General features: G+C 73.6%; 22 protein-coding genes and 1 pseudogene. 11 read left to right on the top strand and 12 right to left on the bottom strand.

Annotated features, from left to right (window positions below):
- The first annotated feature begins 200 nt into the window (after window positions 1-200).
- From ACWDYJ_RS04010 to ACWDYJ_RS04025, 4 genes are all read left to right on the top strand, one after another.
- On the top strand, window positions 201-1,121 hold the full coding sequence (locus ACWDYJ_RS04010) for an alpha/beta fold hydrolase (RefSeq protein ID WP_451563876.1): 921 nt from the start codon (window positions 201-203) through the stop codon (window positions 1,119-1,121).
- Window positions 1,122-1,242: 121 nt separating this feature from the next.
- Complete coding sequence (locus ACWDYJ_RS04015) at window positions 1,243-2,832, top strand: alkaline phosphatase D family protein (RefSeq protein WP_451563900.1); 1,590 nt, start codon at window positions 1,243-1,245, stop codon at window positions 2,830-2,832.
- Window positions 2,833-2,997: 165 nt separating this feature from the next.
- Window positions 2,998-4,413, top strand: coding sequence for a GNAT family N-acetyltransferase (locus tag ACWDYJ_RS04020; RefSeq protein WP_451563877.1), 1,416 nt, complete (start codon window positions 2,998-3,000; stop codon window positions 4,411-4,413).
- 123 nt (window positions 4,414-4,536) lie between these two features.
- Window positions 4,537-6,243: a DUF885 domain-containing protein gene (locus tag ACWDYJ_RS04025; RefSeq protein WP_451563878.1), complete on the top strand. Its 1,707-nt coding sequence runs from the start codon at window positions 4,537-4,539 to the stop codon at window positions 6,241-6,243.
- Between the two features lie 97 nt (window positions 6,244-6,340).
- Here ACWDYJ_RS04025 and ACWDYJ_RS04030 read toward each other — a convergent pair whose 3' ends face one another.
- Window positions 6,341-6,850, bottom strand: a complete 510-nt coding sequence (locus tag ACWDYJ_RS04030) for a rhodanese-like domain-containing protein (protein WP_451563879.1) — start codon at window positions 6,848-6,850, stop codon at window positions 6,341-6,343.
- Window positions 6,851-6,944: 94 nt separating this feature from the next.
- Here ACWDYJ_RS04030 and ACWDYJ_RS04035 point away from each other — a divergent pair, with 94 nt between their 5' ends.
- Window positions 6,945-7,391, top strand: coding sequence for an Lrp/AsnC family transcriptional regulator (locus ACWDYJ_RS04035; protein ID WP_451563880.1), 447 nt, complete (start codon window positions 6,945-6,947; stop codon window positions 7,389-7,391).
- A gap of 45 nt (window positions 7,392-7,436) precedes the next feature.
- Here the strand turns inward: ACWDYJ_RS04035 and ACWDYJ_RS04040 are convergent, their stop codons facing one another.
- From ACWDYJ_RS04040 to ACWDYJ_RS04050, 3 genes and pseudogenes are all read right to left on the bottom strand, one after another.
- Complete coding sequence (locus ACWDYJ_RS04040) at window positions 7,437-10,448, bottom strand: AAA family ATPase (protein ID WP_451563881.1); 3,012 nt, start codon at window positions 10,446-10,448, stop codon at window positions 7,437-7,439.
- Window positions 10,449-10,507: 59 nt separating this feature from the next.
- Window positions 10,508-11,674, bottom strand: a pseudogene (locus ACWDYJ_RS04045) (exonuclease SbcCD subunit D); the annotation flags it as partial.
- An 85-nt stretch (window positions 11,675-11,759) separates the two neighbouring features.
- A complete protein-coding gene (locus ACWDYJ_RS04050) occupies window positions 11,760-12,386 on the bottom strand; it encodes a YigZ family protein (RefSeq protein ID WP_451563882.1) in 627 nt (208 codons plus the stop codon).
- A gap of 118 nt (window positions 12,387-12,504) precedes the next feature.
- Between ACWDYJ_RS04050 and ACWDYJ_RS04055 the strand changes: the two genes are divergently transcribed.
- A complete protein-coding gene (locus ACWDYJ_RS04055) occupies window positions 12,505-12,909 on the top strand; it encodes a CoA-binding protein (RefSeq protein WP_451563883.1) in 405 nt (134 codons plus the stop codon).
- A gap of 182 nt (window positions 12,910-13,091) precedes the next feature.
- Here the strand turns inward: ACWDYJ_RS04055 and ACWDYJ_RS04060 are convergent, their stop codons facing one another.
- On the bottom strand, window positions 13,092-13,868 hold the full coding sequence (locus tag ACWDYJ_RS04060; RefSeq protein WP_451563884.1) for an acyltransferase: 777 nt from the start codon (window positions 13,866-13,868) through the stop codon (window positions 13,092-13,094).
- Between the two features lie 147 nt (window positions 13,869-14,015).
- Here ACWDYJ_RS04060 and ACWDYJ_RS04065 point away from each other — a divergent pair, with 147 nt between their 5' ends.
- A complete protein-coding gene (locus ACWDYJ_RS04065; protein WP_451563885.1) occupies window positions 14,016-14,579 on the top strand; it encodes a gamma carbonic anhydrase family protein in 564 nt (187 codons plus the stop codon).
- A 54-nt stretch (window positions 14,580-14,633) separates the two neighbouring features.
- On the opposite strand, the gene ACWDYJ_RS04070 is transcribed toward ACWDYJ_RS04065, so the two are convergent.
- The 4 genes from ACWDYJ_RS04070 to ACWDYJ_RS04085 form a co-directional block, all read right to left on the bottom strand.
- The gene (locus ACWDYJ_RS04070) at window positions 14,634-15,308 is read right to left on the bottom strand and encodes a DedA family protein (protein WP_451563901.1); all 675 of its coding nucleotides are present in this window, start codon (window positions 15,306-15,308) and stop codon (window positions 14,634-14,636) included.
- A 55-nt stretch (window positions 15,309-15,363) separates the two neighbouring features.
- Complete coding sequence (locus ACWDYJ_RS04075) at window positions 15,364-17,886, bottom strand: beta-glucosidase (RefSeq protein ID WP_451563886.1); 2,523 nt, start codon at window positions 17,884-17,886, stop codon at window positions 15,364-15,366.
- A gap of 140 nt (window positions 17,887-18,026) precedes the next feature.
- Window positions 18,027-18,227, bottom strand: coding sequence for a type II toxin-antitoxin system VapB family antitoxin (locus ACWDYJ_RS04080; protein WP_451563887.1), 201 nt, complete (start codon window positions 18,225-18,227; stop codon window positions 18,027-18,029).
- A 65-nt stretch (window positions 18,228-18,292) separates the two neighbouring features.
- Window positions 18,293-18,745, bottom strand: a complete 453-nt coding sequence (locus ACWDYJ_RS04085; protein ID WP_451563888.1) for a DUF4442 domain-containing protein — start codon at window positions 18,743-18,745, stop codon at window positions 18,293-18,295.
- Between the two features lie 95 nt (window positions 18,746-18,840).
- Between ACWDYJ_RS04085 and ACWDYJ_RS04090 the strand changes: the two genes are divergently transcribed.
- Both ACWDYJ_RS04090 and ACWDYJ_RS04095 read left to right on the top strand, forming a co-directional pair.
- Entirely contained in the window at window positions 18,841-19,869 is a 1,029-nt protein-coding gene (locus ACWDYJ_RS04090; protein WP_451563889.1) for a hypothetical protein, read from the top strand.
- 123 nt (window positions 19,870-19,992) lie between these two features.
- Complete coding sequence (locus tag ACWDYJ_RS04095) at window positions 19,993-21,294, top strand: MFS transporter (RefSeq protein ID WP_451563890.1); 1,302 nt, start codon at window positions 19,993-19,995, stop codon at window positions 21,292-21,294.
- A gap of 31 nt (window positions 21,295-21,325) precedes the next feature.
- On the opposite strand, the gene ACWDYJ_RS04100 is transcribed toward ACWDYJ_RS04095, so the two are convergent.
- From ACWDYJ_RS04100 to ACWDYJ_RS04110, 3 genes are all read right to left on the bottom strand, one after another.
- Window positions 21,326-22,117 carry a spermidine synthase gene (locus ACWDYJ_RS04100; protein ID WP_451563902.1) on the bottom strand — a complete coding sequence of 264 codons (792 nt, stop codon included), beginning with the start codon at window positions 22,115-22,117 and terminating at the stop codon, window positions 21,326-21,328.
- 67 nt (window positions 22,118-22,184) lie between these two features.
- Window positions 22,185-23,030, bottom strand: coding sequence for a patatin-like phospholipase family protein (locus ACWDYJ_RS04105; RefSeq protein ID WP_451563891.1), 846 nt, complete (start codon window positions 23,028-23,030; stop codon window positions 22,185-22,187).
- A 79-nt stretch (window positions 23,031-23,109) separates the two neighbouring features.
- Window positions 23,110-23,271, bottom strand: a complete 162-nt coding sequence (locus ACWDYJ_RS04110) for a DNA alkylation repair protein (protein ID WP_451563892.1) — start codon at window positions 23,269-23,271, stop codon at window positions 23,110-23,112.
- A 75-nt stretch (window positions 23,272-23,346) separates the two neighbouring features.
- Between ACWDYJ_RS04110 and ACWDYJ_RS04115 the strand changes: the two genes are divergently transcribed.
- Both ACWDYJ_RS04115 and ACWDYJ_RS04120 read left to right on the top strand, forming a co-directional pair.
- On the top strand, window positions 23,347-24,063 hold the full coding sequence (locus tag ACWDYJ_RS04115) for a TVP38/TMEM64 family protein (RefSeq protein ID WP_451563893.1): 717 nt from the start codon (window positions 23,347-23,349) through the stop codon (window positions 24,061-24,063).
- A gap of 48 nt (window positions 24,064-24,111) precedes the next feature.
- Window positions 24,112-24,990: an undecaprenyl-diphosphate phosphatase gene (locus ACWDYJ_RS04120; protein ID WP_451563894.1), complete on the top strand. Its 879-nt coding sequence runs from the start codon at window positions 24,112-24,114 to the stop codon at window positions 24,988-24,990.
- Window positions 24,991-25,261 lie beyond the last annotated feature (271 nt).

Below are 25,261 nucleotides of genomic sequence, written 5' to 3' on the forward strand. Positions count from 1 at the left end.
TGGTCAAGACCAATCCTCGCCGCTTTGTCGGGCAGATCAGGCATTTGCCACAAGCCGTTCACAGGATGTTCTCGCTCTTCTCCCCTCTTCACCGGGACGGTTCGCGCTCCGAGGCTGTCCGGCGGGCTACCGGGCGGTAATCATGGTGACAGTCGTTACTGACGGCCTGTCTCACACGCGTCCACCCGACGAGGAGCAGCATGACCGCCACGGTCTCGTTCACGATCGATTCGCCGCTCGGACCCCGCACCGCCACCGTCGCCTACGAACGCCAGGGCGCGGGCGAACCGCTGCTCCTGCTGCACGGCATCGGCCACCACTTCCAGGCCTGGCACCCGGTGACCGACATCCTGGCCGCCGAGCACGACGTCATCGCCGTCGACCTGCCGGGCTTCGGCTCCTCCGGGCCGCTGCCCGCGGGCGTTCCGTACGACCTGGGCACCGTCACCCCAGCGCTCGGAGCACTGTGCGCCGCGCTCGGCGTCGAGCGCCCGCACGTCGCGGGCAACTCGCTCGGCGGTCTGCTCGCCCTGGAGATGGGGCGGAGCGACCTCGCCCGCTCGGTCACCGCCCTCTCCCCCGCCGGGTTCTGGTCCGAGGCCGAGCGCCGCTACGCCTTCACCGCGCTCCGCGCGTTGCGCGCCGGCGCCCGGGCACTGCCCCGTCCCGCCCTGGAACGGCTCTCCCGCAGCGGCCCCGGCCGGGCCGCGCTCACCGGGGCCATCTACGCCCGCCCCGCCCGCCGCGCCCCCGAGGCCGTGGTCGCCGAGACCCTCGCGCTGCGGGACGCCACCGGCTTCGAGGAGACGCTGGCCGCGGGCGGCTCCGTACGGTTCACCCATGACGTGCCCGGTCTGCCGGTCACGATCGCCTGGGGCACCCGCGACCGGTTGCTGCTGCGCCGTCAGGGCGTGCGTGCCAAGCTCGCCGTCCCCGGGGCGCGGCTGGTCCGGCTCCCGGGCTGCGGCCACGTGCCGATGAACGACGATCCGGCCCTGGTGGCCCGCGTGATCCTCGACACGGCGCGCGCCGCCTCGGGCGACGCGGCAGGCGGCAGGGCGGGGGACGCGGCGCGCGGCACCGTCCGTACCGCCACCCCGGCGACCGCGAACCACCCCTGACGACAACCGACTTACGGCTGTTCATCCACGGTTCGCGTGGGCGACGCGGCCGGGCCGGTGTGCGGCGGCACACTGTTCCGGCCCGTCCCCGCCGGCCCCTGGAGACGCACCGATGGCACCGATGCCGCACACCCGACGGTCCCTGCTCGGCGGTTCACTCGCCGTGCCGCTGGGCCTCGCCCTGTCCACCGCCCTCGCCGCGCCCGCCCTAGCAGCCTCCGCAGGCGCCCCGGCCTTCGTCCGCTCCGGCCGCCCGGCCGCCCTGTGGGGCACCCAGTCCGGCGAGATCACCGCCCACTCGGCCACCGTCTGGACGCGCTCCGACCGTCCCGCGCGGATGCACGTCGAAACCTCCCCGAGCGAATCGTTCCGCTACGGCGTACGCCGCCACGGCGGTCCCTTCCTCGGCCCCGCCACCGACTTCACCGGCACCGCCACGCTGCGCGATCTGCCGCCGGGCCGGCAGATCCACTACCGGATCGTGCTCGCCGACCCCGACGACCCGCGCCGCACGGGCGAGCCGGTGCGCGGCACCTTCCGTACGACCCCTGTCTCCCGTCGCCACGACGTCCGCTTCCTGTGGTCGGGAGACCTCGCCGGCCAGGGCTGGGGCATCAATCCCGAGCTCGGCGGCTACCGCGTCTTCGAGGAGATGCGGCTGCGTGACCCCGACTTCTTCCTCTTCAGCGGCGACACGATCTACGCCGACGGCCCCATCCAGGCCTCCGTACCGCTGCCCGACGGCCGCGTCTGGCGCAACATCACCACCGAGGAGAAGGCGAAGGTCGCCGAAACACTCGCCGAGTTCCGCGGGAACTTCCGCTACAACCTGCTCGATCGCCATCTCAGGGACTTCTACGGTCAGGTCCCCGTCCTCGCCCAGTGGGACGACCACGAGGTGCGCAACAACTGGTACCCGGGCCAGCTGATCGACGATCCGCGCTACACCGTCAGGGAAGCGGACACCCTCGCCGCCCGCGCCCGCCAGGCCTTCGGCGAGTACTTCCCGGTCACCGACCTGCGGGGCGGCCGCGCCGAGGGGCGGATGTACCGGGTGCTGCGGCACGGCCCGCTGCTCGACGTGTTCGTCCTCGACATGCGGACCTACCGCAACGCCAACTCCCCCGACCGCCAGACCGAGGACCCGGTCGGCATCCTCGGCCCCGAACAACTGGCCTGGCTGAAGCGGGAACTCACCCGCTCCCGCGCCACTTGGAAGGTCATCGCCGCAGACATGCCGCTGGGCGTCGTCATCCCCGACGGCGCCGTGAACTTCGAGGCCGTCGCCCAGGGCGACCCCGGGGCCCCGCTCGGCCGCGAGCTCCAGATCGCGGAACTACTGCGGCACATCAAGCACCAGCACGTCACGGGCACGCTCTGGCTCACCGCCGACGTCCACTACACCGCCGCCCACCACTACGCTCCCGAGCGCGCGGCCTTCACGGACTTCGCGCCCTTCTGGGAGTTCGTCTCCGGTCCCGTCGGCGCGGGCGGGTTCCCGGCCGGGCCGCTCGACGCGACCTTCGGCCCACGGCGGGCGTACGTCCAGTCGGCGCCGGTCGCCAACATGTCGCCGGCCGAGAACCCCCCGTACTACGGCGAGGTCGAGATCGACGGCGGCAGCGGTGAACTCACCGTCCGGCTGCGCCGCCAAGGAGGCGGCGTACTCTTCACACAGATCCTCCAGCCCGGCCGTGTGGGACAGATGTGACGGGCGGGACGGGCGGGACGGACAGGACGGACGCGCCTGACGCGCCGACTGCGATGACAGCGGAAATCAGCGGGAAAACTGGTAGAAACCGGCCAGATCGACACTTAACCAGTCGGTCACAGGGCGTTCGTGATCACGCAACACCCCTGCGCCACAGTGGTGTGCATGACTGACCGTAACCCGGCCCACGCCCAGCGTCCGCACCGCCACCACTGGCGCCGTGACGTCGTCGAACTCGCCGCCCTCTTCTGCGCCGTGGCGGTCGCCGACGGCATCGCCAATCTCGTCGTGCACGGCCCCAGGGGCCCGATCCTGCTGGTCGCCTCGGCCGTCGCGCTCCTGGTCACGGCGGCCTTCCACACCTGGTGGGCACGTCGCCACAGCCATGCGCCGCCGCCTCCGGCGGGCCCGGCGGCGCCCGCCGACACGGCGTCCGCGGGCCCGAGCGCCACCACCGCCACCACGGCGCTCTGGCGGATGCGGACGACCGTACGGGACGAGCCCGGCAGCCTGGCCGCGCTCTGCACCGCGCTCGCCCGTAACAGCGTGGACATCCTGACCCTCCAGACCCACCCCCTCCCCGAGGGCGGCACGGTCGACGAGTTCCTGCTGCGCGCTCCTCAGGAGGTGCCCTCGGCCGCCCTCATCCGGGCCGTCGCGCAGGCCGGCGGCCACAGCACCTGGATCGAGCGCGCCGACGCGCACGACCTCGTCGACACCCCCACGCGGGTCCTCGGCCTGGCCACCCGCACCGCCCTGGACGCCGCCGAACTCCCTCTCGCCCTGCGCCAGCTCCTCGGCCGCTGCACCATGCACTCCATCCCGGCCACCACCCTCTCCGGCCGCCCCAACGCCGGCGCCGACGCCCCCGTCGAGGGTGTACTGGAGTCCACGGTGATGCGGCTGCGTGATCCCTCGGGCGGCGCGATCACCGTCGAGCGGCCGTACCTGCCCTTCACCCCGACCGAGTTCGCCCGCGCCCGGGCCCTGGTCGAGCTCGACGCCCGCCTCGGGCCCCGCGTCCCGCGCAGCCAGGACGTGCTGACGCTGCCCGAGGGCAACGAGATCACCGTGCGCCGCGCCGACGGCTCCGACCTGGCGGCCGCCCGCGCCATGCACGACCGCTGCTCCGAGCGCACGCTCGGCCTGCGCTACCACGGCCCGGTCGCGGACGCCGACCGCTACCTCGGCCACCTGCTGAGCCCCCGCTTCGGCCGCACCCTCGCCGCCACCACCGCCTCCGGCAAGCTCGTCGCCCTCGGCCACCTGCTGTGGGACGGCGACGAGACCGAGGTCGCACTGCTCATCGAGGACGACTGGCAGCGCCGCGGCATCGGCTCGGAGCTGCTGCGGCGCCTGCTCGCGATGGCCGTCGAAGCCGGATGCGACAGCGTGTACGCGGTCACCCAGGCCTCCAACACCGGCATGGTCGCGGCGATGCGCGGCCTGGGCCGCCCGCTCGACTATCAGATCGAGGAGGGCACGCTGGTGATCACGGCCCGGCTGGACGCGACCCCAGTCGCCTCGCGCCTGCCGTACGAACTCCCGCGCGAGCAGCAGGTTCCCCGGCACCAGCGCTGAGCGGCCGGGCCCGGCCGCCGGTGGGGGGCAGCGCACCCGCGTCGCCCCCCACCGTCCCCCCGTCAGGAGCCCGGGGCACAATTGGTGATGACGCGGGGCCGTCTCACATACGAAGATAGCCGCATGTCAGAGACCCTCCCCAGCGACAGCGCAGCCCGTCTGCCCCGCCAGGTCGCCGACGCGTACGTCGACGATCTCATCGCCATCGACCCGATCACGGGCACCTACCTCGGTGTCGCCGCCAGCTCCGGCAGGCTTCCCGACTATTCGCCCGCCGGCCGCGCGGCCGCCGCCGAGCTGTCGCGCACCACCCTCGCCCGGCTGGACGCCGCCGAGCGGCTGCCCGGCGCCGACAGCGACGCCGAGCGCCGCTGCGCCCGCCTGCTGCGCGAGCGACTCAACGCCGAACTCGCCGTCCACGAGGCCGACGAGGACCTGCGCGCCGTCAGCAACATCCACTCCCCGGCGCACGCGGTCCGCGAGGTCTTCACCCTCACCCCGGCCGACACCGACGAGGACTGGGCGGCGATCGCCGAGCGACTGCGCGCCGTACCGGCCTGCTTCGCCGGCTACCGCGAGAGCCTCGCCCTCGGCCTCGAGCGGGGGCTCCACGGCAGCCCGCGCCCGACCACCACCTTCGTCGAGCAGCTCACCACCTGGGCCGGCCAGGACGGCGACGGCGCCCGGGACTTCTTCGGCGAGTTCGCCGCCGCCGGCCCCGAGTCGCTGCGCGGCGAGCTCGACGAAGCCGCCTCCGCCGCCACCGCGGCCGTGGTCGGGCTGCGCGACTGGATGCGCGACGTGTACGCCCCGGCGGTCGCGGGTGCGCCGGACCCGGTGGGCCGCGAGCGCTACGCCCGCTGGTCTCGCTATTTCAACGGGACCGACCTGGACCTGGACGAGGCCTACGCCTACGGCTGGGCGGAGTACCACCGGCTCCTCGCCGAGATGAAGGCCGAGGCGGCGAAGATCCTGCCCGGCGCCGACCCGTGGGACGCGCTGCGTCACCTGGACGAGCACGGCACCCACATCGAGGGCGTCGACGAGGTCCAGGCGTGGCTGCAGGGCCTGATGGACGAGGCCATCGAGAACCTCGACGGCACCCACTTCGAACTCGCCGAGCGGGTCAAGCGGGTGGAGTCCATGATCGCCCCGTCGGGTGGGGCGGCGGCGCCGTACTACACCAACCCCTCGGAGGACTTCTCCCGCCCGGGCCGCACCTGGCTGCCCACGATGGGCCAGACCCGTTTCCCCGTGTACGACCTGGTCTCCACCTGGTACCACGAGGGCGTTCCGGGCCACCACCTCCAGCTCGCCCAGTGGGCGCACGTGGCGGACCAGCTCTCCCGGTACCAGGCGAGCGTCGGCCTGGTCAGCGCGAACGCCGAGGGCTGGGCCCTGTACGCGGAACGCCTGATGGACGAGCTGGGCTACCTCAAGGACGCCGAGCAGCGCCTCGGTTACCTGGACTGCCAGATGATGCGCGCCGCGCGCGTGATCGTGGACATCGGCATGCACCTGGGCCTGGGGATCCCGGCGGACTCGCCGTTCCACCCGGGCGAGCGCTGGACGGTCGACCTGGCGCAGGAGTTCTTCGGCCTGCACAGCGGCCGTCCGGCCGATTTCATCGAGAGCGAGCTGACCCGCTACCTGTCGATGCCCGGACAGGCCATCGGCTACAAGCTGGGCGAGCGCGCCTGGCTGCTGGGCCGGGACAACGCCCGCGCCGCGCACGGTGACTCGTTCGACCTGAAGGCGTGGCACATGGCGGCGCTCTCGCAGGGGTCGCTGGGGCTGGACGACCTGGTGGACGAGCTGTCGAAGCTCTGACGCGTACGACGGTCTGACGGCACGACAGTGCGAATGGACGACGACGGGCCGCCCGCTCCCCGTGAGGAGCGGGCGGCCCGTCCGTACGCGCGGCGCTTCAGCAGCCGCAGTCGTCCGAGTCGGTGGGGGCCGTCAGCGGGTCGGCCTCGGTGCGCTGCCGCAGGCCCTGCCAGGTCTCGACCTCGAAGCCCTCGCGGATCCAGTACTCCATGCCGCCGAGCATCTCCTTGACCTGGAAGCCGAGTTGGGCGAGGGCCAGGGCGGCGCGGGTGGCGCCGTTGCAGCCGGGGCCCCAGCAGTACGTCACCACGGGGACGTTCTTGTCGAGGAGCTTCTCGGCCTGCTCGGGGATGAGCGCGGTGGGCAGGTGGATCGCGCCGGGGATGTGCGCCTGGTCCCAGGACGGCGTGGAGCGGGAGTCGATCACCTGGAAGCCGAGGTCGGCGCCCTGCTCGCGGTGGGCCTTGAAGGCCGTGGCGACATCGGACACGTCCGCGTGGAAAGCGAGGCTGGCCGCGAAGTAGGCGGCGGCCGCGGCCGGAGCGGCGGGCGGCACCCGGAGCACGGGGTTGTCGGTGAGGGGCGCGGTGTTCGGTGTCGTCGTCATGGCTAAAAATCTACGATTCCCCGGCCTTCCCCGGAAGTGAGTTTCCCCGGCCTTTTTCTTGTCCGGCCGGGGAAACCCCTGCTAGACCTGCACCATGACCGACTATTCCCCTGACGCCACCGACTGGCGCATCCTCGAAGCCCTCCAGCGGGACGGGCGCGCCAGTTTCACCGAACTCGCCCGCTCCGTGTCGATGTCCGCGAGCGCCGTCACCGAGCGGGTCCGCCGCTTGGAGGAGGTCGGCATCATCACCGGCTACACGGCGGTGGTGGACCCGGAGAAGCTCGGCAAGTCGATCCTGGCGCTGGTCCGGCTGCGCTATCCGCACGGCAACTACAAGCCGTTCCATGAATTCCTGGACGCCACGCCCGAGATCCTGGAGGCCCATCACGTCACCGGCGACGACTGTTTCGTGCTCAAGGTCACCGCACGCACGATGGGGCACCTGGAGGAGATCACCGGCCGCATCTCGGGACTCGGCTCGGTGACGACGAGCATCGTCTACTCCTCGCCCCTCCCCCGCCGGCCGCTCAGTCCGTGAGCCGCCATTCGTGAGCCTCAGTCGGTGAGCCTCAGTCGGTGAGCGTCAGTCCGTGAGCGCCGCCGTGCGGTGGCGCACCACGGAGCCACCGCGCTGCTTGACGATCTCCAACTGGGCCTGGACCCGCGTCCGCAGATCTCCGACGTGGCTCACGATGCCGACGCTGCGGTCGCGCTCGCGCAGCGAGTCCAGTACGTCGAGCACCTCGTCCAGGGCCTGGTCGTCGAGGCTGCCGAAGCCCTCGTCGATGAAGAGGGTGTCCAGGCGCATGCCGCCCGCCTCGTCGGTGACCACGTCGGCCAGCCCCAGGGCCAGCGCGAGCGAGGCGAAGAAGGTCTCGCCGCCGGACAGCGTGGCGGTGTCCCGCTCGCTGCCGGTCCAGGCGTCCACCACGTGCAACCCGAGGCCGGAACGCCCCCGTCCGCTCGCGCGGGCGTCGGAGTGGACGAGGGTGTAGCGGCCCCCGGACATGCGCAGCAGCCGCACGGTCGCGGCCGCGGCGACCTGCTCCAGCCGCGCGGCCAGGACGTACGCCTCCAGCCGCATCTTGCGCTCGTTGTCCGCGGACGTGCCCGCGGTGAGTCCCGCCAGCCGGGCCACGCGCTCGTACGCCGCGCGCAGCGGGCCCAGGGCGCGCAGCTCCTGCTCCGCCTGCCGGGAGAGCCGGTCGAGCTCGGCGCAGCGCACCCGCGCCGCGTCGACGGCCGAGCCCGCGGTACGCAGCCGGGCCGCGGCGCGTTCCTCGTGGACCTCGGCCGTACGCGGGTCCGCCGGGGGCAGGGCCGCCGCCTCGGCGGTGTCGTGCTCGGCGTGCCGGTCGGCCAGCATGGCCTCCTCCGCCTGCCAGGAGTCCATCTGGCGCTGGAGGGCGGTGCGTTCGTACTCGGGCAGTACGGCGTCGGCGGCGGCCTCGGTGGTGTCGAAGCCGGCCCTGAAGGCGGCGTCGGCGAGCTGGTCGTCGGCCTCCTTCAGCCGGGCGGCGGTGACTTCGGCCCGGCGCAGCGAGGTGGCGGCCGCGGTGACCATCCGGATCCGGTCCTCCAGGACGCGGGCGCGGGCCGCGACACTGGGCGCGTCGCCCCGTACGAGGACCAGCTCGGCCTCCAGCGAGGCCTGTTCACGGTCGAGGGCCTCGCGCCGGGATGCCCGGGCGGCGGCCCGGCGCTCGGCGTCGAGCCGGTCGGCGCTGCGCGCGGCGTGTTCGCGCTCGGCGCGGGCGAGGCGCTCGCGGGCGGTGTGCAGTCCGGCGGCGGCCGCGTGGGCGGCGGCGTGGCGGGAGCTGAGGTCGCCGGTGAGGGCGAGGAGTTCGGCGGTGGTGGCCTCTCCGGCGGCCGCCGCGGCCTCCCCCTCGGCCTCGCGGACGGCGGCCAGCCGGCTCTCGACGGCGGCCCTGCGCTCCTCGGCCTGTTCGAAGCGGGCATGGGCGGCGTCCTCGGCGGCCCGGTCCACGTGCCCGGCGGCCGGGCGGGCCGGGGCGGGGTGCTCCGCCGACCCGCACACCGCGCAGGGCTCGCCCGCCGTCAGCGCCTCGGCGAGTTCGGCGGCGATACCGAGCAGCCGGGCCTCCTTCAGCTCGAGCCAGCGCTCCCGGGAGGCGGACGACTCCTCACGTACGGAGAGCAGTTCGCCCGAGGCGGCCTCGGCCTCGGCGGCCAGCGCGTCGCGCCGCCTGGCCGCGGTGAGCTGCATCCGGGCCGGTTCGAGCCGGCCCGCGATGTGCTCGGCCAGGGTGACGGCCTGCTGGGCGGCGTCCACGCTCTCCTGGAGCGCGGCCCGGGTGGTCTCCCAGCGGGCGAGCCAGTCGGCGGATTCCTGATGCTGCTCGTCGGCGTCGCGGGATTCCCGTTCCAGGGTGGCGCGTTCGCGGCCGATCTCGGCGCTGCGCTGCTCCGCGCGCTGGGCGGCGCCGACCGCGCCCAGTTCCTCGCGCAGCCGCTGCTCGACGGCGGCCAGCTGTTCGGTGCCCGCCTCGGCGAGGGGCGGCGGGAGTTCGGCGCGGGCGACCGTCTCGGCGTGCGCGGCGGTCAGGTGGGCGGCGGCCGCGGCCCCGCGCAGTTCCAGGGCGGGGGCCACGAGGGCGCCCCGGCGGGCCCGGTCCAGGAGGTCCCGTACGCGCGCTCGCTCGGGCGCGGCCTCGGCCAGCAGGGCTGCCCGCCGGGCGGTTTCGGCGTGGCGGCGTTGCAGCCGGTCGAGCTCCCGCGCGTCCTCGGCGGCCCGCCGGGCGGCGGCGTGCCGGCCCTCGACGGCGGCCAGCGCGTACTCGGCGACGGTGAGCCGCTCCCGGGCGGAGCAGCGGGCGACGGCTGCCCAGGCCCGGACGGCCTCGGCGAGTCCGGGGTCGCCCGGCTGGTGGCGGGGCAGCGGCCAGGACCGCAGGTCGGCGCTGTCACCGGCGGCCTGGGCGAGCCGCTGGGCGGCGGCGAGCACCTTCTCGTCTCCGGCCCGCACCTTGGCCTCGGCGGCCCGGCGGCGCTCGGCGAGCAGGGTCTCGACGGCGGCGAAGCGGCGGGTGTCGAAGAGCCGCCCGAGGAGCTTGCCGCGGGTTTCGGCGTTCGCGCGCAGGAACTGGGCGAACTCCCCCTGCGGCAACAGCACCACCTGGCAGAACTGATCACAGCTCATGCCGAGGAGCTGGCTGATCTCCTCGCCGATCTCCTGATGGGACCGGCTCAGCGCGGCCCATCCCTCACCGGTGTGCTCGCGCAGCCAGCTCTGCGCCTTGTCCCTGGTCGTCCCCGAGCCGCGCTTCTTGGGGCGCTCCTGTTCGGGGCGCCGGGTGATCTCCAGGCGGCGTCCGCCCGCGGTGAGTTCGAGGGTGACCTCGGTCGGGGTGTCCGGCGAGGCGTGGTCGCTGCGCAGGCTGGTTCCGGCGCTCTGCCGGGAACCGGGCACGGACCCGTACAGGGCGTAGCAGACGGCGTCGAGGACGGAGGTCTTGCCCGCGCCGGTGGGGCCGTGCAGCAGGAAGATCCCGGCGCCGGAGAGGGCGTCGAAGTCGATCTCCTGGGGCTCGGCGAAGGGCCCGAAGGCGGTGACCTTGAGCCGGTGCAGCCTCATCGGGCGCTCTCCTGAAGGCTGCTCTGAAGGCTGTCCTGACGGCTTTCCCGCGGGTTTGCCCGGAGACCTTCCTCCCGCCCCTCCTGGACGCGTACGCCGTCGAAGGCGCCCCGCAGCACGGCCCGTTCGTCCTCGTCGACCGAGCCGCCGCCGCGTACGTGGGCGACGAAGTCCTCGGCGATCTCCTGGTCGCTGCGCCCCTTGAGGCGCTGGGCGTACGAGGCTCCGCCGTCCTCCTCGCGACCCTCGGGGTCGAAGGCGAGGCTGAGCGTGTGCGGGAACCGGGCGGCGAGCCGGGCCATCGGGTCCTCGGGCCGGACCGGGTCGGTGAGCGTCGCCTCGACCCAGCGGTCCTCGTACCCGGCGAGCGCGGGATCGTCCAGCAGCTCCTCCAGCCGCCCCCGTACCCGGGCGAGTGCGCGGGGCACGGGGGTGTCGATCCGCTCGGCGCCGGCGACGGCACCGTCCGCGGCCAGTTCGATCAGCCACATCGACTTGCGGTGGTCGGCTTCGGAGAAGGAGTAGGCGAGCGGGGAACCGGAGTACCGGACCCGTTCGTTGATCGTCTGGCAGCCGTGGAGGTGGCCGAGGGCGGCGTAGTCGACCCCGTCGAAGACGGAGGCGGGCACGGCCTCGACCCCGCCGACGGTGATGTCGCGTTCGCTGTCGCTGGCCTGCCCGCCGGTGACGAAGGCATGGGCGAGCACGATGGAGCGGGTGCCGGGGGCCCGGCCCGCCAGGTCGGCCCGGATCCGGTCCATGGCGGCGCCCAGCACTGCCTCGTGGCTGACCTTGCCCGCCGCGAACTCGTCCTTGACCAGGGCCGGTTCGAGGTACGGCAGCCCGTACAGGGCCACCTCACCCGCCGCGTCGGCCAGCACCACGGGGTCGGCGCAGCCCGCCGGGTCGGTCCTGAGGTGGATCCCGGCCCGGCCGATCAGCCCGGCTCCCACCCCGAGCCGGCGGGCGGAGTCGTGGTTGCCGGAGATCATCACGGTCGGCACGCCGAGCGCGGCCAGCCGGTGCAGGGCCTGGTCGTACAGCTCGACGGCGGGCAGCGGGGGCACGGCCCGGTCGTAGACGTCCCCGGCGACGAGGACGGCGTCGACCTCGTGCTCCTGGACGGCCTCGACGAGGTGGTCGATGAAGGCGGCCTGTGCGCCGAGCATGTTCACGCGGTGGAAGGACCGGCCGAGGTGCCAGTCCGAGGTGTGCAGGAACTTCACTCGCCGGCCCCGCCGCGCATAGCGTCTCCCCCTGGTCGTCTTCCGGCTCCGTGCCCGCCTCTACGCTAACCCGTCGCCCGGGCCCTCAGGGCGCGTACGTCTCGCCGCCCAGCGTGAGGGTGGCGCTGCCCGCCGTGCTGTCGGCGAGCCAGGCCTCGAAGGCGGGGAGGTCGGCTTCCGGCAGGGCGACCTCGATCTCCACCTCGGCCCCGTACCGCAGGTCCACCACGGTCCGGCCGGTGGAACGCAGGTCGTTCTGGGTCTTGCCGGCCCGCTGGTGGTCGACGGTGACGGTGGCCAGCCGGTAGCGGCGTCGGGTGACGGTGCCGAGGGTGTCGAGGGCCTCGCCGACGACTCCGCCGTAGGCGCGGATCAGGCCGCCGGCGCCAAGCTTCACACCGCCGTAGTACCGGGTGACCACGGCGGCCGCGTAACGGATGTCGCGCCGCATGAGCATCTGCAGCATGGGGACCCCGGCGGTGCCGCCGGGCTCACCGTCGTCGCTGGCCTTCTGGACGGCGGCGTCGGCGCCGATCACGTACGCGAAGCAGTTGTGCGTGGCGGTCGGGTGCTCCTTGCGGATGCGCGCGACGAAATCCTGCGCCTCGCGCTCGGTCGCGGCGGGCGCGAGCGAGCACAGGAAGCGGGAGCGGTTGATCTCGCTCTCGTGCATGCCCTCGCGGGCCACCGTCACGTACTGGTCTGCCTTCACCGCTCCACCCTACGGGGAATCGGACAGGTGTCCTTTCGGTTGATTCGGACCAGAGCGGCGACCACAGCGGCGACCGCAGCGGCCAAGCGGCGCACCAGAGCAGCAGGAGGCGGCACCCGTGTACGGCGACCCGGAGACCATCCGCAAGATCCTCACCGAACTCGGCGACACCTGGGCCGTGGTGGGCCTGTCCAACAACGAGGAACGGGCGGCCCACGGCGTGGCCCGTGTGCTCCGGCGCTTCGGCAAGCGCGTGATCCCCGTACACCCGAAGGCCGAGACGGTGGACGGCGAGCAGGGCTACCCCTCGCTGGAGGCGATCCCCTTCCCGGTGGACGTGGTGGACGTCTTCGTGAACAGCCGGCTGGCGGGCCCGATCGCCGACCAGGCGGTGGCCGTGGGCGCGAAGGCCGTCTGGTTCCAGCTCGGGGTGATCGACGAGGAGGCCTTCGCGCGGACGCGTGAGGCGGGGCCGGACATGGTCATGAACCGCTGCCCGGCGATCGAGATCCCCCTCCTCTAGTGCTGTGGCCGGAAAGGTTTGCCGGGTCGCGGCGTCCGGTGTGGTGCATCGCAAGGCTGAGGGCCGCGACTCGTACTGGACGTACTTGCGCGGTCCGACAACGCCGCGAGGTGCCGTGCCGGGGGCCGCGACCCGGTGAACCTTTCCGGTCACAGCACTGGCGGGTCGCCGGCCCAGTCCTCCTACGGCGTGCGCTGCTCGGCGTCGGCCGGTCCGGCCCCGGCCAGTTCCGCCAGTTCCGCCAGCCCGCGCAGTTGCTCCGGCGTGATCCCCTCGGCGATCGGCACCGGCGCCGGAGTACGCAGGGGCGGCTGCCAGCCGGTCTCCGGCTCCCACCGCCGGACGATCCGGGCCGGTGCCCCCGCCACCACCGCGTGGTCGGGCACCTCGCCCCGTACGACGGCCCCCGCGGCCACCACCACGTTGCGGCCGAGCCGCGCCCCGGGCAGGATCACCGCGCCCGTGCCCAGCCAGCAGCCCGGGCCGATCTCCACGGGGGCGCTGCGGGGCCACTGCTTGCCGACGGGCTCGTGCGGGTCGTCGTAGCTGTGGTTGGTGGAGGTGATGTAGACCCCCGGTCCGCAGAAGGTGTCGTTCCCGATGGTGATCCGGGTGTCGGCGATGACGTGGCTGCCGCGGCCGAGGACCACGCCGTTGCCCAGCACCAGCACCGGATCGGGGCCGAGGTCGAGGCCCGGCATCATCCCGGCGGTCAGGGTGACCTGCTCGGCGATGATGCAGTGCTCGCCGAGCCGGATCCAGGGCTCGCCGAAGACGGTGCCCTGGGGGAAGGCGAGGCGGGTGCCGTCGCCGATCGCGCCGAAGCGCAGCCGGCCGGGGGTCTGCGCGGTGACCGCCCCCGCCCGCTGCATCCAGCGCCAGCCGGCGTGCACCACGCGGCCGGCGACCCGGCGGCGCAGGGCCGTCAGGGATGAGAACGTGTTCTGGTTCTTCGGCACCCGGCCACGGTAGTGCGCCCGGCGCCGGACGTCCGGGCCGCGATCCTGTGATCTTCACCCCATCGCCGGGGCAATGTGACGTGTGCCCTACCGTGCCGGTAGCGCGGCATCCGGAAAGAGCGGACGCCGGGAACGGAGGAAGTGACCATGACGTATCAGGGGACCCCGGCGCAGGGCCAGGCCCGGGCGCTCGTCGCGGGCGTCGGCGGCAAGCTGCCGGACGTCGACCCGGCGGCCTTCACGGCCCCCACCTCCGTGGTGGTCGGGGACGTGACCCTGGCCGCCGGCGCGAGCGTCTGGTACTCGGCGGTGCTGCGCGCCGACTGCGGCCCGATCACGCTCGGCGCGGACAGCAATGTCCAGGACAACTGCACCCTCCACGTGGACCCCGGCTTCCCGGTGTCCATCGGCGAGCGCGTCTCCATCGGCCACAACGCCGTCGTGCACGGCTGCACGGTGGAGGACGACTGCCTCATCGGGATGGGCGCGACCGTGCTGAACGGCGCCGTGATCGGCGCCGGTTCGCTGGTGGCCGCCCAGGCCCTGGTCCCGCAGGGCATGGTCGTCCCGCCCGGCTCCCTCGTCGCGGGTGTGCCGGCCAAGGTGCGGCGGCAGCTCACCGACGAGGAGCGCGAGGGGATCAAGGTCAACGCGGCGATGTACACGGAGCTGGCGAAGCAGCACCGCGCCGCCGTCACCCCCGACGCCTGAGAGAACAGGCCGCCGGGCCGTCCCAGGAAGACGGCCCGGCCAGGTCGGCCGAGGTCAGTCCGCGACGCCCGCCGGGACCGGCTCCGGGGCCGGCGCCGACTCCGGCGCCGTCTCGCGGGCAGTGGCCGCCGCCTTCTTCATCCGGCCGCGCAGCACGAGCGTCACCGTGAGCCCGATCAGCACCGCCAGCACCAGCGCCAGCCAGGAGAACCGCTTCAGCCACGGCTCGGCGACGATCCCGACCGAGTAGATGACGGCGGTGGTGCCGCCCGCCCAGAGGATCCCGCCGAAGACGTTGGCGATCAGGAACTTCCAGTACGGCATGTGCAGCACACCCGCCAGCGGCCCGGCGAAGATCCGCAGCAGTGCCACGAACCGCCCGAAGAAGACGGCCCACATGCCCCACTTCTCGAAGGAGCGTTCGGCCAGCGCCACGTGCTCCGGCCCGAAGTGCTTCGGGAAGCGCCGCCCCAGCTTCTCCAGCAGCGGCTTGCCGCCCCGGCGGCCGATCGCGTACCCGATCGAGTCGCCGATGATCGCCCCGGCGATCGCGCACAGACCCAGGATCACCGGGTCGACGTCCCCGTGCTGCGAGGCCAGCAGGGCCGAGCTGACCAGGATGATCTCACCCGGAAGCGGGATGCCCAGGCTTTCCAGCCCGATGACCAGCCCCACCAGGACATAGACGGCGACAGCCGGAATCGTCTCCAGCCATTCCTGGATGTGCACCGGTACGTCCTCCCGAGTCGTCACCGCGCGCCTCCGTGGCACGCGAACGGGCAGCCTATCCGCTCGCCACGACAGCCTTCGCCCGCAGTGACAGTTCGCGTGAGGACCGGCCGACGAACACCTCCCGGCGGCCGGTCCCCGGCACCCAGGCCCGCCGCTCCGCGTCCCAGGACGACAGTGCCCGCGCGTCGATGTCCACGGTGACCCGCCGGGCCTCCCCCGGCGCCAGGGTCAGCCGCCGGTAGCCGGCCAGCGCCCGCACGGGCTGGTCGGCCTTCAGGTCCGGGGACGGGCCGACGTAGACCTGCGCGACGTCGGTGCCCTTGCGGCGGCCGGTGTTGCGGACGGTGAACTCCACGCGCAGCCCGCCCCGCTCGGGCCGGACGCTCAGCTGCTCGTAGGCCCACGTCGTGTACGAGAGCCCGTGCCCGAAGGGGAACAGCGGGGTCACCCGCTGGTCGTCGTACCAGCGGTGTCCGACGTGGACGCCCTCGGTGTACTCCTGGCGCCCGCCCACCCCGGGGTAGCGCAGCAGGTCCCCGCCGACCGGGGTCGCGCGCTCGTCGGCCGGGAAGGTCTGGGTGAGCCGGCCCCCCGGGTCCACGTCGCCGAAGAGGACGTCGGCGGTCGCGCCCGCTCCTTCCTGGCCCGGGTAGTACATCTGGAGGACCGCCCCCGTACGGGCGAGCCAGGGCATGGTCGTACTGGAGGAGGTGTTGAGCACCACCGTGGTGCGGGGGTTGGCGGCGGCGACCGCCTCGATCAGCGCCGCCTGCCCGCCGGGGAGCGCCAGCGAGCCGCGGTCGCGGCCCTCGGTGGCGTCCTCGTAGGCGAACAGCACGACGCTGGTCGCCGCCTTGGCGGCCTTGACGGCCTCGGCGACGTCGGCGGCCCGGCTCGCGCGGGTGGTGTGCCGCAGCCGGAAGCGCCGGCCCTTGTCCCCGCCCTCGGCGAAGACGGCGAGCCGGTGTGGGCCCGCCTTGAGCGTGAGCGTACGGCGCCGCACGCTCAGCCCGTCGGGGGCGGCGGCGAGGAGCCCGCCCGCGAAGCGTTCGGCCACGCCCAGCCGGACGGGGAACAGCTCCTCCCCGTCGAGGCGTACGGACGGCCGCTCGCCGGAGTAGTGGACGAGCAGGGTCCACTCCTCGTCGGCGGCCAGGGTGAACTCCCCCGTGTAGCTCCAGGCCCGGCCGGCGTCCACCCGGCGGTCCTCCAGTTCGGCGGGCGGCGTCAGCAGCGCCGCCGGGAACGCCCTGCCGTAGATGTCCTCGCCGAGGGCGAAGCGGACGGCGGCACCCTTCCCGGCGCGCCGCTTGATGGCGGTGAGCGGCGAGTCCGCCCGGGCGGGGATCACGTGCGCGCTGCCGCCGCCGCTGACGAAGGGCACCTGGCCGGTGGGCCCGATCACCGCGATCGAGCGGGCGGCGGCTCCGGTCAGCGGCAGGGTCGCGCGTTCGTTGCGCAGCAGCACCGCCCCGGCGGTGGCCACCTTGCGGGCGGTACGGGCCCCGGCGGCCGGCTGCGGCGCCGGCCGGGCCGCGGGCCGCTCGGTCAGCAGCCCGAAGCGGTCCATGGTGGTCAGGATCCGGCGTACGGCGAGGTCGACGGCGCCCTCGGGCACGGAGCCGCCGCGCACCGCCTCGCGCAGGGGGCCGCCGAAGTGGGCGCCGCCGGGCATCTCCATGTCGAGGCCGGCGGTGATGGAGGCGACGGTGCTGTGGGTGGCGTCCCGGCCGGACAGCACCCAGCCGTCGAAACCCCAGCGGCCGCGCAGCACTTCGTCGAGCAGTGGCCCGCTCTCGCAGGCGTGGACTCCGTTGACCTTGTTGGAGGCGCCCGTCACCGCGCCGGCTCCGGCGGCCACCGCGGCCTCGAAGCCCCGTAGCTCCGTCTCGTGCAGGGTCCGCTCGGCGGCGATCACGTCGATCGTGTCGCGGCCCTGTTCCTGGTTGTTGAGGGCGAAGTGCTTGACGGCGGCGATCAGCCCCTCCTCCTGGATGCCGCGGATCACCTGCCCGACCAGGTCGGCGGTCAGCCGCGGGTCCTCGGCGAAGGTCTCGAAGTTGCGGCCCGCGTACGGGGTGCGGATCAGGTTGGCCATCGGCGCGAGCAGGACGTCCTGGCCGAGCGCACGGCCCTCGCGGCCGAGGACGCGGCCGTACTCGCGGGCCAGGGCCGGATCGAAGGCTGAGGCGAGCAGCACGGGCGCGGGCAGCGCGGTGGCGGGCTTGGCCACGCCGACACCCGCGGGCCCGTCGGCGAGCCGCAGCGGCGGGATGCCCAGCCGCGGCACTCCGGGCATGTAGCCGGCCTGGCCCAGCGGGGCGGGGTCCTGGGCGCCGTGCAGGAGGGCGGTCTTCTCGTCGAGGGTGAGCCGGTCGAGGAGGGCGTCGATCCGGGCCGCCGCGGCGGCGGGCCTGCCGGGGGCGGGGCTCCCCGCGGCGGCGACGGCCGCGGGGGACGCCTTGCGCGGCAGCGCGCCGGGCGGCACGGTGGCCACGCAGCCCGTCGTCCCCAGGGCCACGCCCACCGCCCCGAGCAGCCGGATCGCGGAACGTCTGGACACGGCCTCGCTCATGGGCGCTCCCTGCGGCGGCGCCCTGGGCACCGGCCTCGGCATCGGTCGGCGGGAGCGGCCCGCGCCGGACCGCTCCCGCCGCCCACTGTGCGCCGCCCGCCCGCCGGGCCCTCTCAGACGCGCCCTCGCGCCGCCCAGGTTCAGCCCTGCGGCGGCTGCGGAGCGGTGTCGGCCTCGCGCCGGGGCTCGTCCTGGAGCTGGACCAGGGCCTCGGTGCGGTGTCCGCGCGCGATGTAGTCGCGTACGACGGCTTCGACGGCGTCCTGGGGCGAACCGGCCCCGGAGAGGACCATCACTTCCACCACGAGTTCGGCGTCGAGGCTGATGTTGACCTTGGCCATGGGACCCCCTGCGTAGACGTCGGCCGTCCCGGGACTCTACCGGCGGCGGCCCGGCGCGCGCGGGGTTACGCGTGGGGGCGCAGGGTCCAGACCACGGTCATCTCGCCCGTCACGGCCTCGTCCTCGCGCTGGATGGCGATGGTGACGGGGAACTCGGGGCGCCCGCCCGCGTCGAGTTCGGCGACGACCTCGGCGGCCGGGCGGCCGAGGGTGGCGGTGGCGGTCACGACGCCCTTGGCGAGCTTCTTGTAGCCGATCTCGGCCCTGACGGCCAGCGGCACGGCGCGCGAGAGCTGGTCACCGAAGGCGGCCAGGACGATCGCGCCGCTCGCGGACTCGGCGAGGGTGAACATGGCGCCGGCGTGCGGGCCGCCGACGTGGTTGTGGAACTCGGGCTGGTCCGGCAGCCGGACGACGGCGCGCTCGGGGGTGGTCTCCAGGAACTGGAGGTTCAGGGTCCGGGCCATCGGCACGGTCTGGGCGAGCAGTTCGCCCACGTTCATCTGGTCTGCGTTCATGCGACGCGATGTTACCCACGAGTAGACGCGCTTGGCCATACCGGTAAGGGGGTGGCCGTGGCTCCCGGAGCCCCCGCCCACTATCGTTACCGGCCATGTGGCCAGGACAGCAGCAGCCGCCCGGGGGCGAGCACAACCCCCAGGACGCGCGACAGAACCCGTACCAGCAGCAGCCGGGACAGCCGAACCCGTACCAGCAGCAGCCGCAGCCGGGATTCGGTGAGCAGCAACCGGGCTACGGATACCCGCAGGCCGGTTACCAGACGCCGCCCCCGGTCCAGCCGTGGGGCCAGCCTCAGCAGCCCCCGCCGCCCCAGGGCGGCGGCAGCCCCTTCGCGACCCGGACCGTGGCCATCGTCGCGGCCGCCGCGGTCGTCGTGACGGCGGCCGCCACCGGCGCCTTCGTACTCACCCGGGACGACGAGAAGATCCGGGCCGACGACAAGCCGGCCGCCGCCTCCTCGCCGCCCGCCGCCAGTTCCGCGGCGCCGCCCGCCCCGAGCGGGAACCCGCGCGCCGAGGACGGGGTCAAGCCGGTGATCCCGGGCTGGAAGGTGGTCATCAATCCCAAGTACGGCACCGCCTTCGACGTCCCGCCGGAGTGGAACGTCCTCAGCTCCGGCATGTCGTCCGGCTTCGAGGACGAGGCGAAGACCGACGGCTCCCCCTTCGTCATGATGTCCGCACCGGCGTTCCTCAAGGAGGACTGGTGCAAGGTGGACTCCGACAAGAACGGCAGCGAGGAGACGACTTCCCTGGCCGGCACCGGCACCAAGGGTGGCCAGGGCGCCAAGGACACCGCCGAGGCCTCGCGCAACGAAGCGGGCACCTGGGTGTACGCGGGATACGGCCAGAAGCAGCCGAAGGAGAAGATCAAGCTCTCCGACCCCAAGGAGTACACCACCACCTCCGGCCTCAAGGGACACGTGTCGACCGCGACCGCGACCGGCATGGCCAAGGAGAACAAGTGCTCCTCGGACGGCAAGAGCACCGCGTTCAGCTTCAAGACCGCCAACGGTGACTTCTCCAGCTGGGTCCTCTACGGCGCCGCCGGCGTCCCGGACGAGGTCCCCCAGGCGACCATCGACAAGATCCTCAGCTCGGTCCGCCTCACCAACGGCTGATCCCTCCCCCGCTCTCCCCCGCTCTCTCCCGCTCTCTCCCGCCGCACCGCCCCACCTCGGGCCGTTGATCCGCTTTCCGTTATTTCGTTTGGATTCCCGGCCCGGGGCGGGGATAGTCCGGGGGTGAGCTCACCCCCCGCCGCCCCGTCCCGTACGTCCGCACGCCGTCGCCGCCGTCCCGACTGGGCCGGCCGCAACTACACCCTGCTGACAGGGGCCGCGGTCGTCACCAACCTCGGCAGCCACGGAGCACTCATCGCCGCCGCCTTCGCGGTCCTCGAAGCGGGCGGCTCCGGCGGGGACGTCGGCCTGGTCGCGGCCGCCCGTACGCTGCCGCTCGTCCTCTTCTTGCTCGTTGGCGGCGCACTCGCGGACCGGCTGCCGCGGCACCGCGTGATGGTTGCGGCCAACGCCCTCAACTGCGTCTCGCAGGCCGCCTTCGCCGTACTCGTCCTCGCCGGGGACCCCCAGCTGTGGCAGATGATGCTGTTCACCGCGCTCTGCGGCACGGGCACGGCCTTCTTCAACCCGGCTGCCGAGGGCATGCTGCTCTCCAGCGTCTCGGGCCGACACGCCAACCGCGCCTTCGCCCTCTTCCGGATGGCGATGAACGGCGCCGGCATCGGCGGCGCGGCCCTCGGCGGCGCGATGATCGCCGCGATGGGCCCCGGCTGGGTGCTCGCCGTGGACGCGGCGGCCTTCGCGGTCGCGGGAGCGCTACGGGCCTTCCTCGACGTCAGCCACGTCGCCGAACGGACCCCCGGCGGCGGCCTGCTGGCCGATCTGCGCGAAGGATGGGTGGAGGTCAGGACCCGGCCCTGGCTGTGGAGCATCGTGCTCCAGTTCTCCGTGGTCGTCGCCGTCGTCGGCGCGGCCGAAGCCGTGTACGGGCCGCTCGTCGCCCGCGACCAGCTGGGCGGGCCTGCGCCCTGGGGCATCGCCCTGGCCTTCTTCGGCGTGGGCACCATCGCCGGGGCCGTCCTGATGATGGCCTGGAAACCGCGCCGCCTGCTGCTGACCGGCACCCTGTGCGTCTTCCCGCTGGCGCTGCCGTCGGCGGGGCTCGCGGTGCCGTTGCCCGTGTGGGGGCTGTGCGCGGTGATGTTCGTGAGCGGCGCCGCCATCGAGGTGTTCGGCGTGAACTGGATGACCACCATGCATCAGGAGATCCCGGAGGAGAAGTTCTCCCGGGTCTCCGCCTACGACTGGTTCGGCTCGGTGTCGATGCTTCCGCTGGCCACCGCCCTGGCGGGCCCGGCCGAGACCGCCTTCGGCCGCACCCCGGCCCTGTGGGGCTGCGCGGCCCTGGTCGTCGTGGTCACCGCGGCGGTGCTCGCGGTCCCGGACGTCCGCAACATGACCCGCAAACCCCCGCGGCCGAAGTCCCTCGCGGCCCCGACCGCCTCCCTCCCCGCCGAAGCGTGAGGCGCGGGTCCACGCGCCGCACGGGACCCCCTCAACCCAGGCTGAACGCCCCCTCCGGCGGCTCCGGCGACTCCACGGCGTCCGCGTCAGCCACCGGCACCGCACCGCGCGTGAACCGGGCCAGCCCCACCCCGTACTCCACCCGGGCGGGAAACGCGTCGCCGGCGCACCGCCGGGCCAGCTTCCCCACCTCCAGCGGGGCGTCGGACGCCAGCAGCACCGCGTTGCCGAACCGGCGCCCCCGCAGCACCCCCGGCTCGGCGATCAGCGCCAACTCCCCGAACACCGCCGCGAAGTTGGCCAGCTGCGCCTTCAAGAACCCGAACGGCGCCCCGTCGGCCAGGTTCGCCGCGTACAGCCCCCCGGGCCTCAGCACCCGCGCCGCCTCCCGCGCGTACTCGACCGAGGTCAGCTGCGCCGGTACCCGCGAACCCCCGAAGACGTCGGCGACCACCACGTCCGCGCTCGCCGCCGGGGCGGACTCCAGCCAGGCCCGGGCGTCGGCGGCCCGTACGGTCACGTCCGCCCCGGCGGCCAGCGGCAGGTGCTCCGCCACCAGCTCGACCAGCCCCGCGTCGAACTCCACCACCGTCTGCCGGGACCCGGGCCGCGTCGCGGCGGCGTAGCGCGGCAGGGTCAGCGCGCCGCCGCCCAGGTGCAGCAGGTCCAGGGCGGCTCCCGGCTGCGCCGCGCAGTCCAGTACGTGCGCGAGGCGGCGTGCGTACTCGAACTCCAGGTGTTCGGGATCGTCGAGGTCGACGTACGACTGCGGCGCCCCGTTCACGGTGAGCAGCCAGGCCCGCTCCCGGTCCACGTCCGGCATCAGCTTGGCGGTGCCCTGTCCCACTTGCCGGATCACCGGGATCTGTTCGTCGCTCACCCCACCATTGTCAGGGCGCCCAGACCGCCTTCGCCTCGGCCGCGTGCCCGGCGGCCTGGGCGAGGCCGGCCCGCGCCGCCGGCGCCCGGCGTGCCGGGTCCAGGACGTTTCGTCCGAAGGCCTTGCGCGCCTGCGGCGAAGGGGTGATGACCAGGACCCGCGCGCCGTCCGCCCGCAGCCGGGCCGCCTGGGCGGCGGGCGAGGGAACCATCGAGGTGCCGAGTGTCATCGGCGCGATGATCACCACGCGCCGGTAGCCGGCCGCCATGTCGGCGTTGGTCGCGGAGCGGATCCCACCGTCGATGAACCGGCGGCCGCCGACCGTCACCGGCGGCCACACCCCGGGCACGGCGCAGCTCGCGGAGACCGCGTCCACCAGGGCGGCCCCGCTCTCCCGGTCGAAGGCGGCCGGCTCCCCGCTCAGCGCGTCCACGGCGGTGACGACGAGCCGCCGCTCGGGCCACTCGTGCGAGACGAGCCGCGCCGCGAGCACGCCCCGCCGCTCGGATTCCTCGGCGGTGCGGGCGGCGAGCGCCATCGCGCCGATCCGCCTGCGGTAGGCGGCGGCGTCGCGCGAGCGGGCCATCGCCATGGCGTACTGGGCCAGCAGGCCCGGTCCGAACTTGGCCACGGCCTCCCCCGCGTGGTCGCCGAGCTGGCGCTCGTACAGCTCCTGGGAGGTGAGCAGTCCGGAGGTGAGCTGGGCGCCCACCACCGAACCGGCCGAGGTGCCGACGACGAGCTCGGCGGTGGTCAGGTCCACGCCGGCGCGGGCGAGCCCGTACAGGATTCCGCTCTCCCACCCGATGCCGGTGAGTCCTCCGCCACCGAGTACCAGTGCCGTGTCGCCGCTCATCGCCGCCCGCCCCTCGCTCCGCCTGCTTCGCACACCTGTGTGGTGACGGCAGTCTGACGCAGCCGGCCCGCCGTCACCACTAGAGGTTCTTGAGGGCCTCGCGCACCGACAGGGGTGAAAGGCGTGCCCGTTCCGCGGTGACGAAGGCGCGAACGACGTCCGGGTCCGTCTTCGTCACGGCCCGGGAGAGGGCACGGCGCAGTGGCGTGCGGATGCCGAGGAACGGCGCGACGTCCTTCATGTACGTTGCCGGTCGTTCGGCCGCATGAGGCCCAGATTACGGCGGGGCGCCGTACGGGTCGGTTAGTCTCCCCGGATGCCCCTCCTCCTCGCACCGTGGACCCGGCTGTCGCTGCTCGTCCTCCTGCTGGTGGCGGCCGGCGTGTGCGTCCTGCTGTACGAGCCCCAGCGGCTGCTGTCGCAGGGCTGGCCCGCGACGCTCCCGGTGGGCACGGCGGTGCTGCTGTTCGCGGGGGCGTACGGGCTGTGCACGGCCGCGTTCGTGCCCCGGCCGCTGCTGAACCTCGCGGCGGGTGCGGTCTTCGGTTCACAGTTCGGACTGGTGGCGGCAGTCTGCGGCACGGTGATCGGGGCCGGGATCGCCTTCGGCCTGGGCCGGGCCATGGGCCAGGAGGCTTTGCGTCCGTATCTGCGGGGCCGCTGGCTGAAGGCCGCCGACGCGCAGCTGAGCCGGCACGGCTTCCGCTCGATGCTCGCGGTCCGGATCTTCCCGGGGGTGCCGTTCGCGGCGGCGAACTACATCGCGGCGGTCTCACGCTGCGGCTGGTTCCCCTTCCTGCTCGCGACCGCGCTCGGCACGATCCCCAACACCGCCGCGTACGTGATCGCGGGGGCCAGCGCCGCCTCCCCCGGATCGCCCGCGTTCCTCGCCTCGTTCGGCTTCATCGCGCTCTCCGCGGTGGTCGCGGCCGTGGTCGCCTGGCGCAAGCGGCACCGCCTGGCACCGGCCGTCGCGACCGAGCTGACGCCCCAACACCCCCCTGTGGTCACGGCCGCTCCGTACGGGCCCTAGCATCGGACCCGAACTGCCCGACGATCACAAGGACGAGCGCACCCCGACATGAGCTGGTTCGAATCCCTAGTCCTCGGTCTCGTCCAGGGGCTTACGGAGTTCCTCCCGATCTCCTCCAGTGCCCACCTGCGGCTGACCGCGGCATTCGCCGGCTGGCACGACCCCGGTGCGGCTTTCACGGCCATCACCCAGATCGGCACCGAGGCTGCCGTCCTGATCTATTTCCGCAAGGACATCGCGCGGATCATCTCCACCTGGTTCCGCTCGCTGTACACGAAGGCCCTGCGCTCCGAGCAGGACGCGAAGATGGGCTGGCTGGTGATCGTCGGCTCGATCCCGATCGGCGTCCTCGGCCTCGCCTTCAAGGAACAGATCGAAGGCCCGTTCCGCGATCTGCGGCTGATCGCCACCACCCTCATCGTGATGGGTGTCATCCTCGGCATCGCCGACCGGCTCGCCGCGCGTGACGAGGAGGGCGGCCGGCACCGCGCGATCCGCGAGCGCAAGACGCTCAAGGATCTGGGCGTCAAGGACGGTCTGATCTTCGGCCTCTGCCAGGCCATGGCCCTGATTCCGGGCGTCTCCCGCTCCGGCGCGACGATCTCCGGCGGTCTGCTGCTGGGCTTCACGCGCGAGGCGGCCGCCCGGTACTCGTTCCTCCTCGCCATCCCGGCCGTCCTGGCCTCGGGCGTGTTCGAGATCAAGGACGTGGTCGAGAACCCGGGCCACATCTCCTGGGGGCCGACGATCTTCGCGACGGTCATCGCCTTCGTGATCGGATACGCCGTCATCGCCTGGTTCATGAAGTTCATCTCAACGAAGAGCTTCATGCCGTTCGTGATCTACCGCATCCTGCTGGGCATCCTGCTCTTCGTGCTGGTGGGAGCCGGTGTGCTCAGCCCGCACGCGGGCGAATCCGGCGGCTGAACCAGGGCCGCACAGGTAGCGCTATCTAGCATTTCCTAGCGCCTGATTGCAGCACCACGCCATGATCATCTCCCACTTGTCTCCCACTCATCTCCCACCGGGGAGGCGGGATACGCCCCACTAGGACGTGTGCGTCCGCAAAGTAGGGGATGACGCGGAAGGGCCCGCACGTCCGTGCCTCGTCGGCGCGCACCACCTGCCGCCACGGCTGCGGGCCGATCTGCGGTGCTTCCAGTGGGACTTCGCGACCGTCAAGATCGACTGGGCGCTC

Source organism: Streptomyces sp. NPDC003042, from assembly GCF_053591315.1.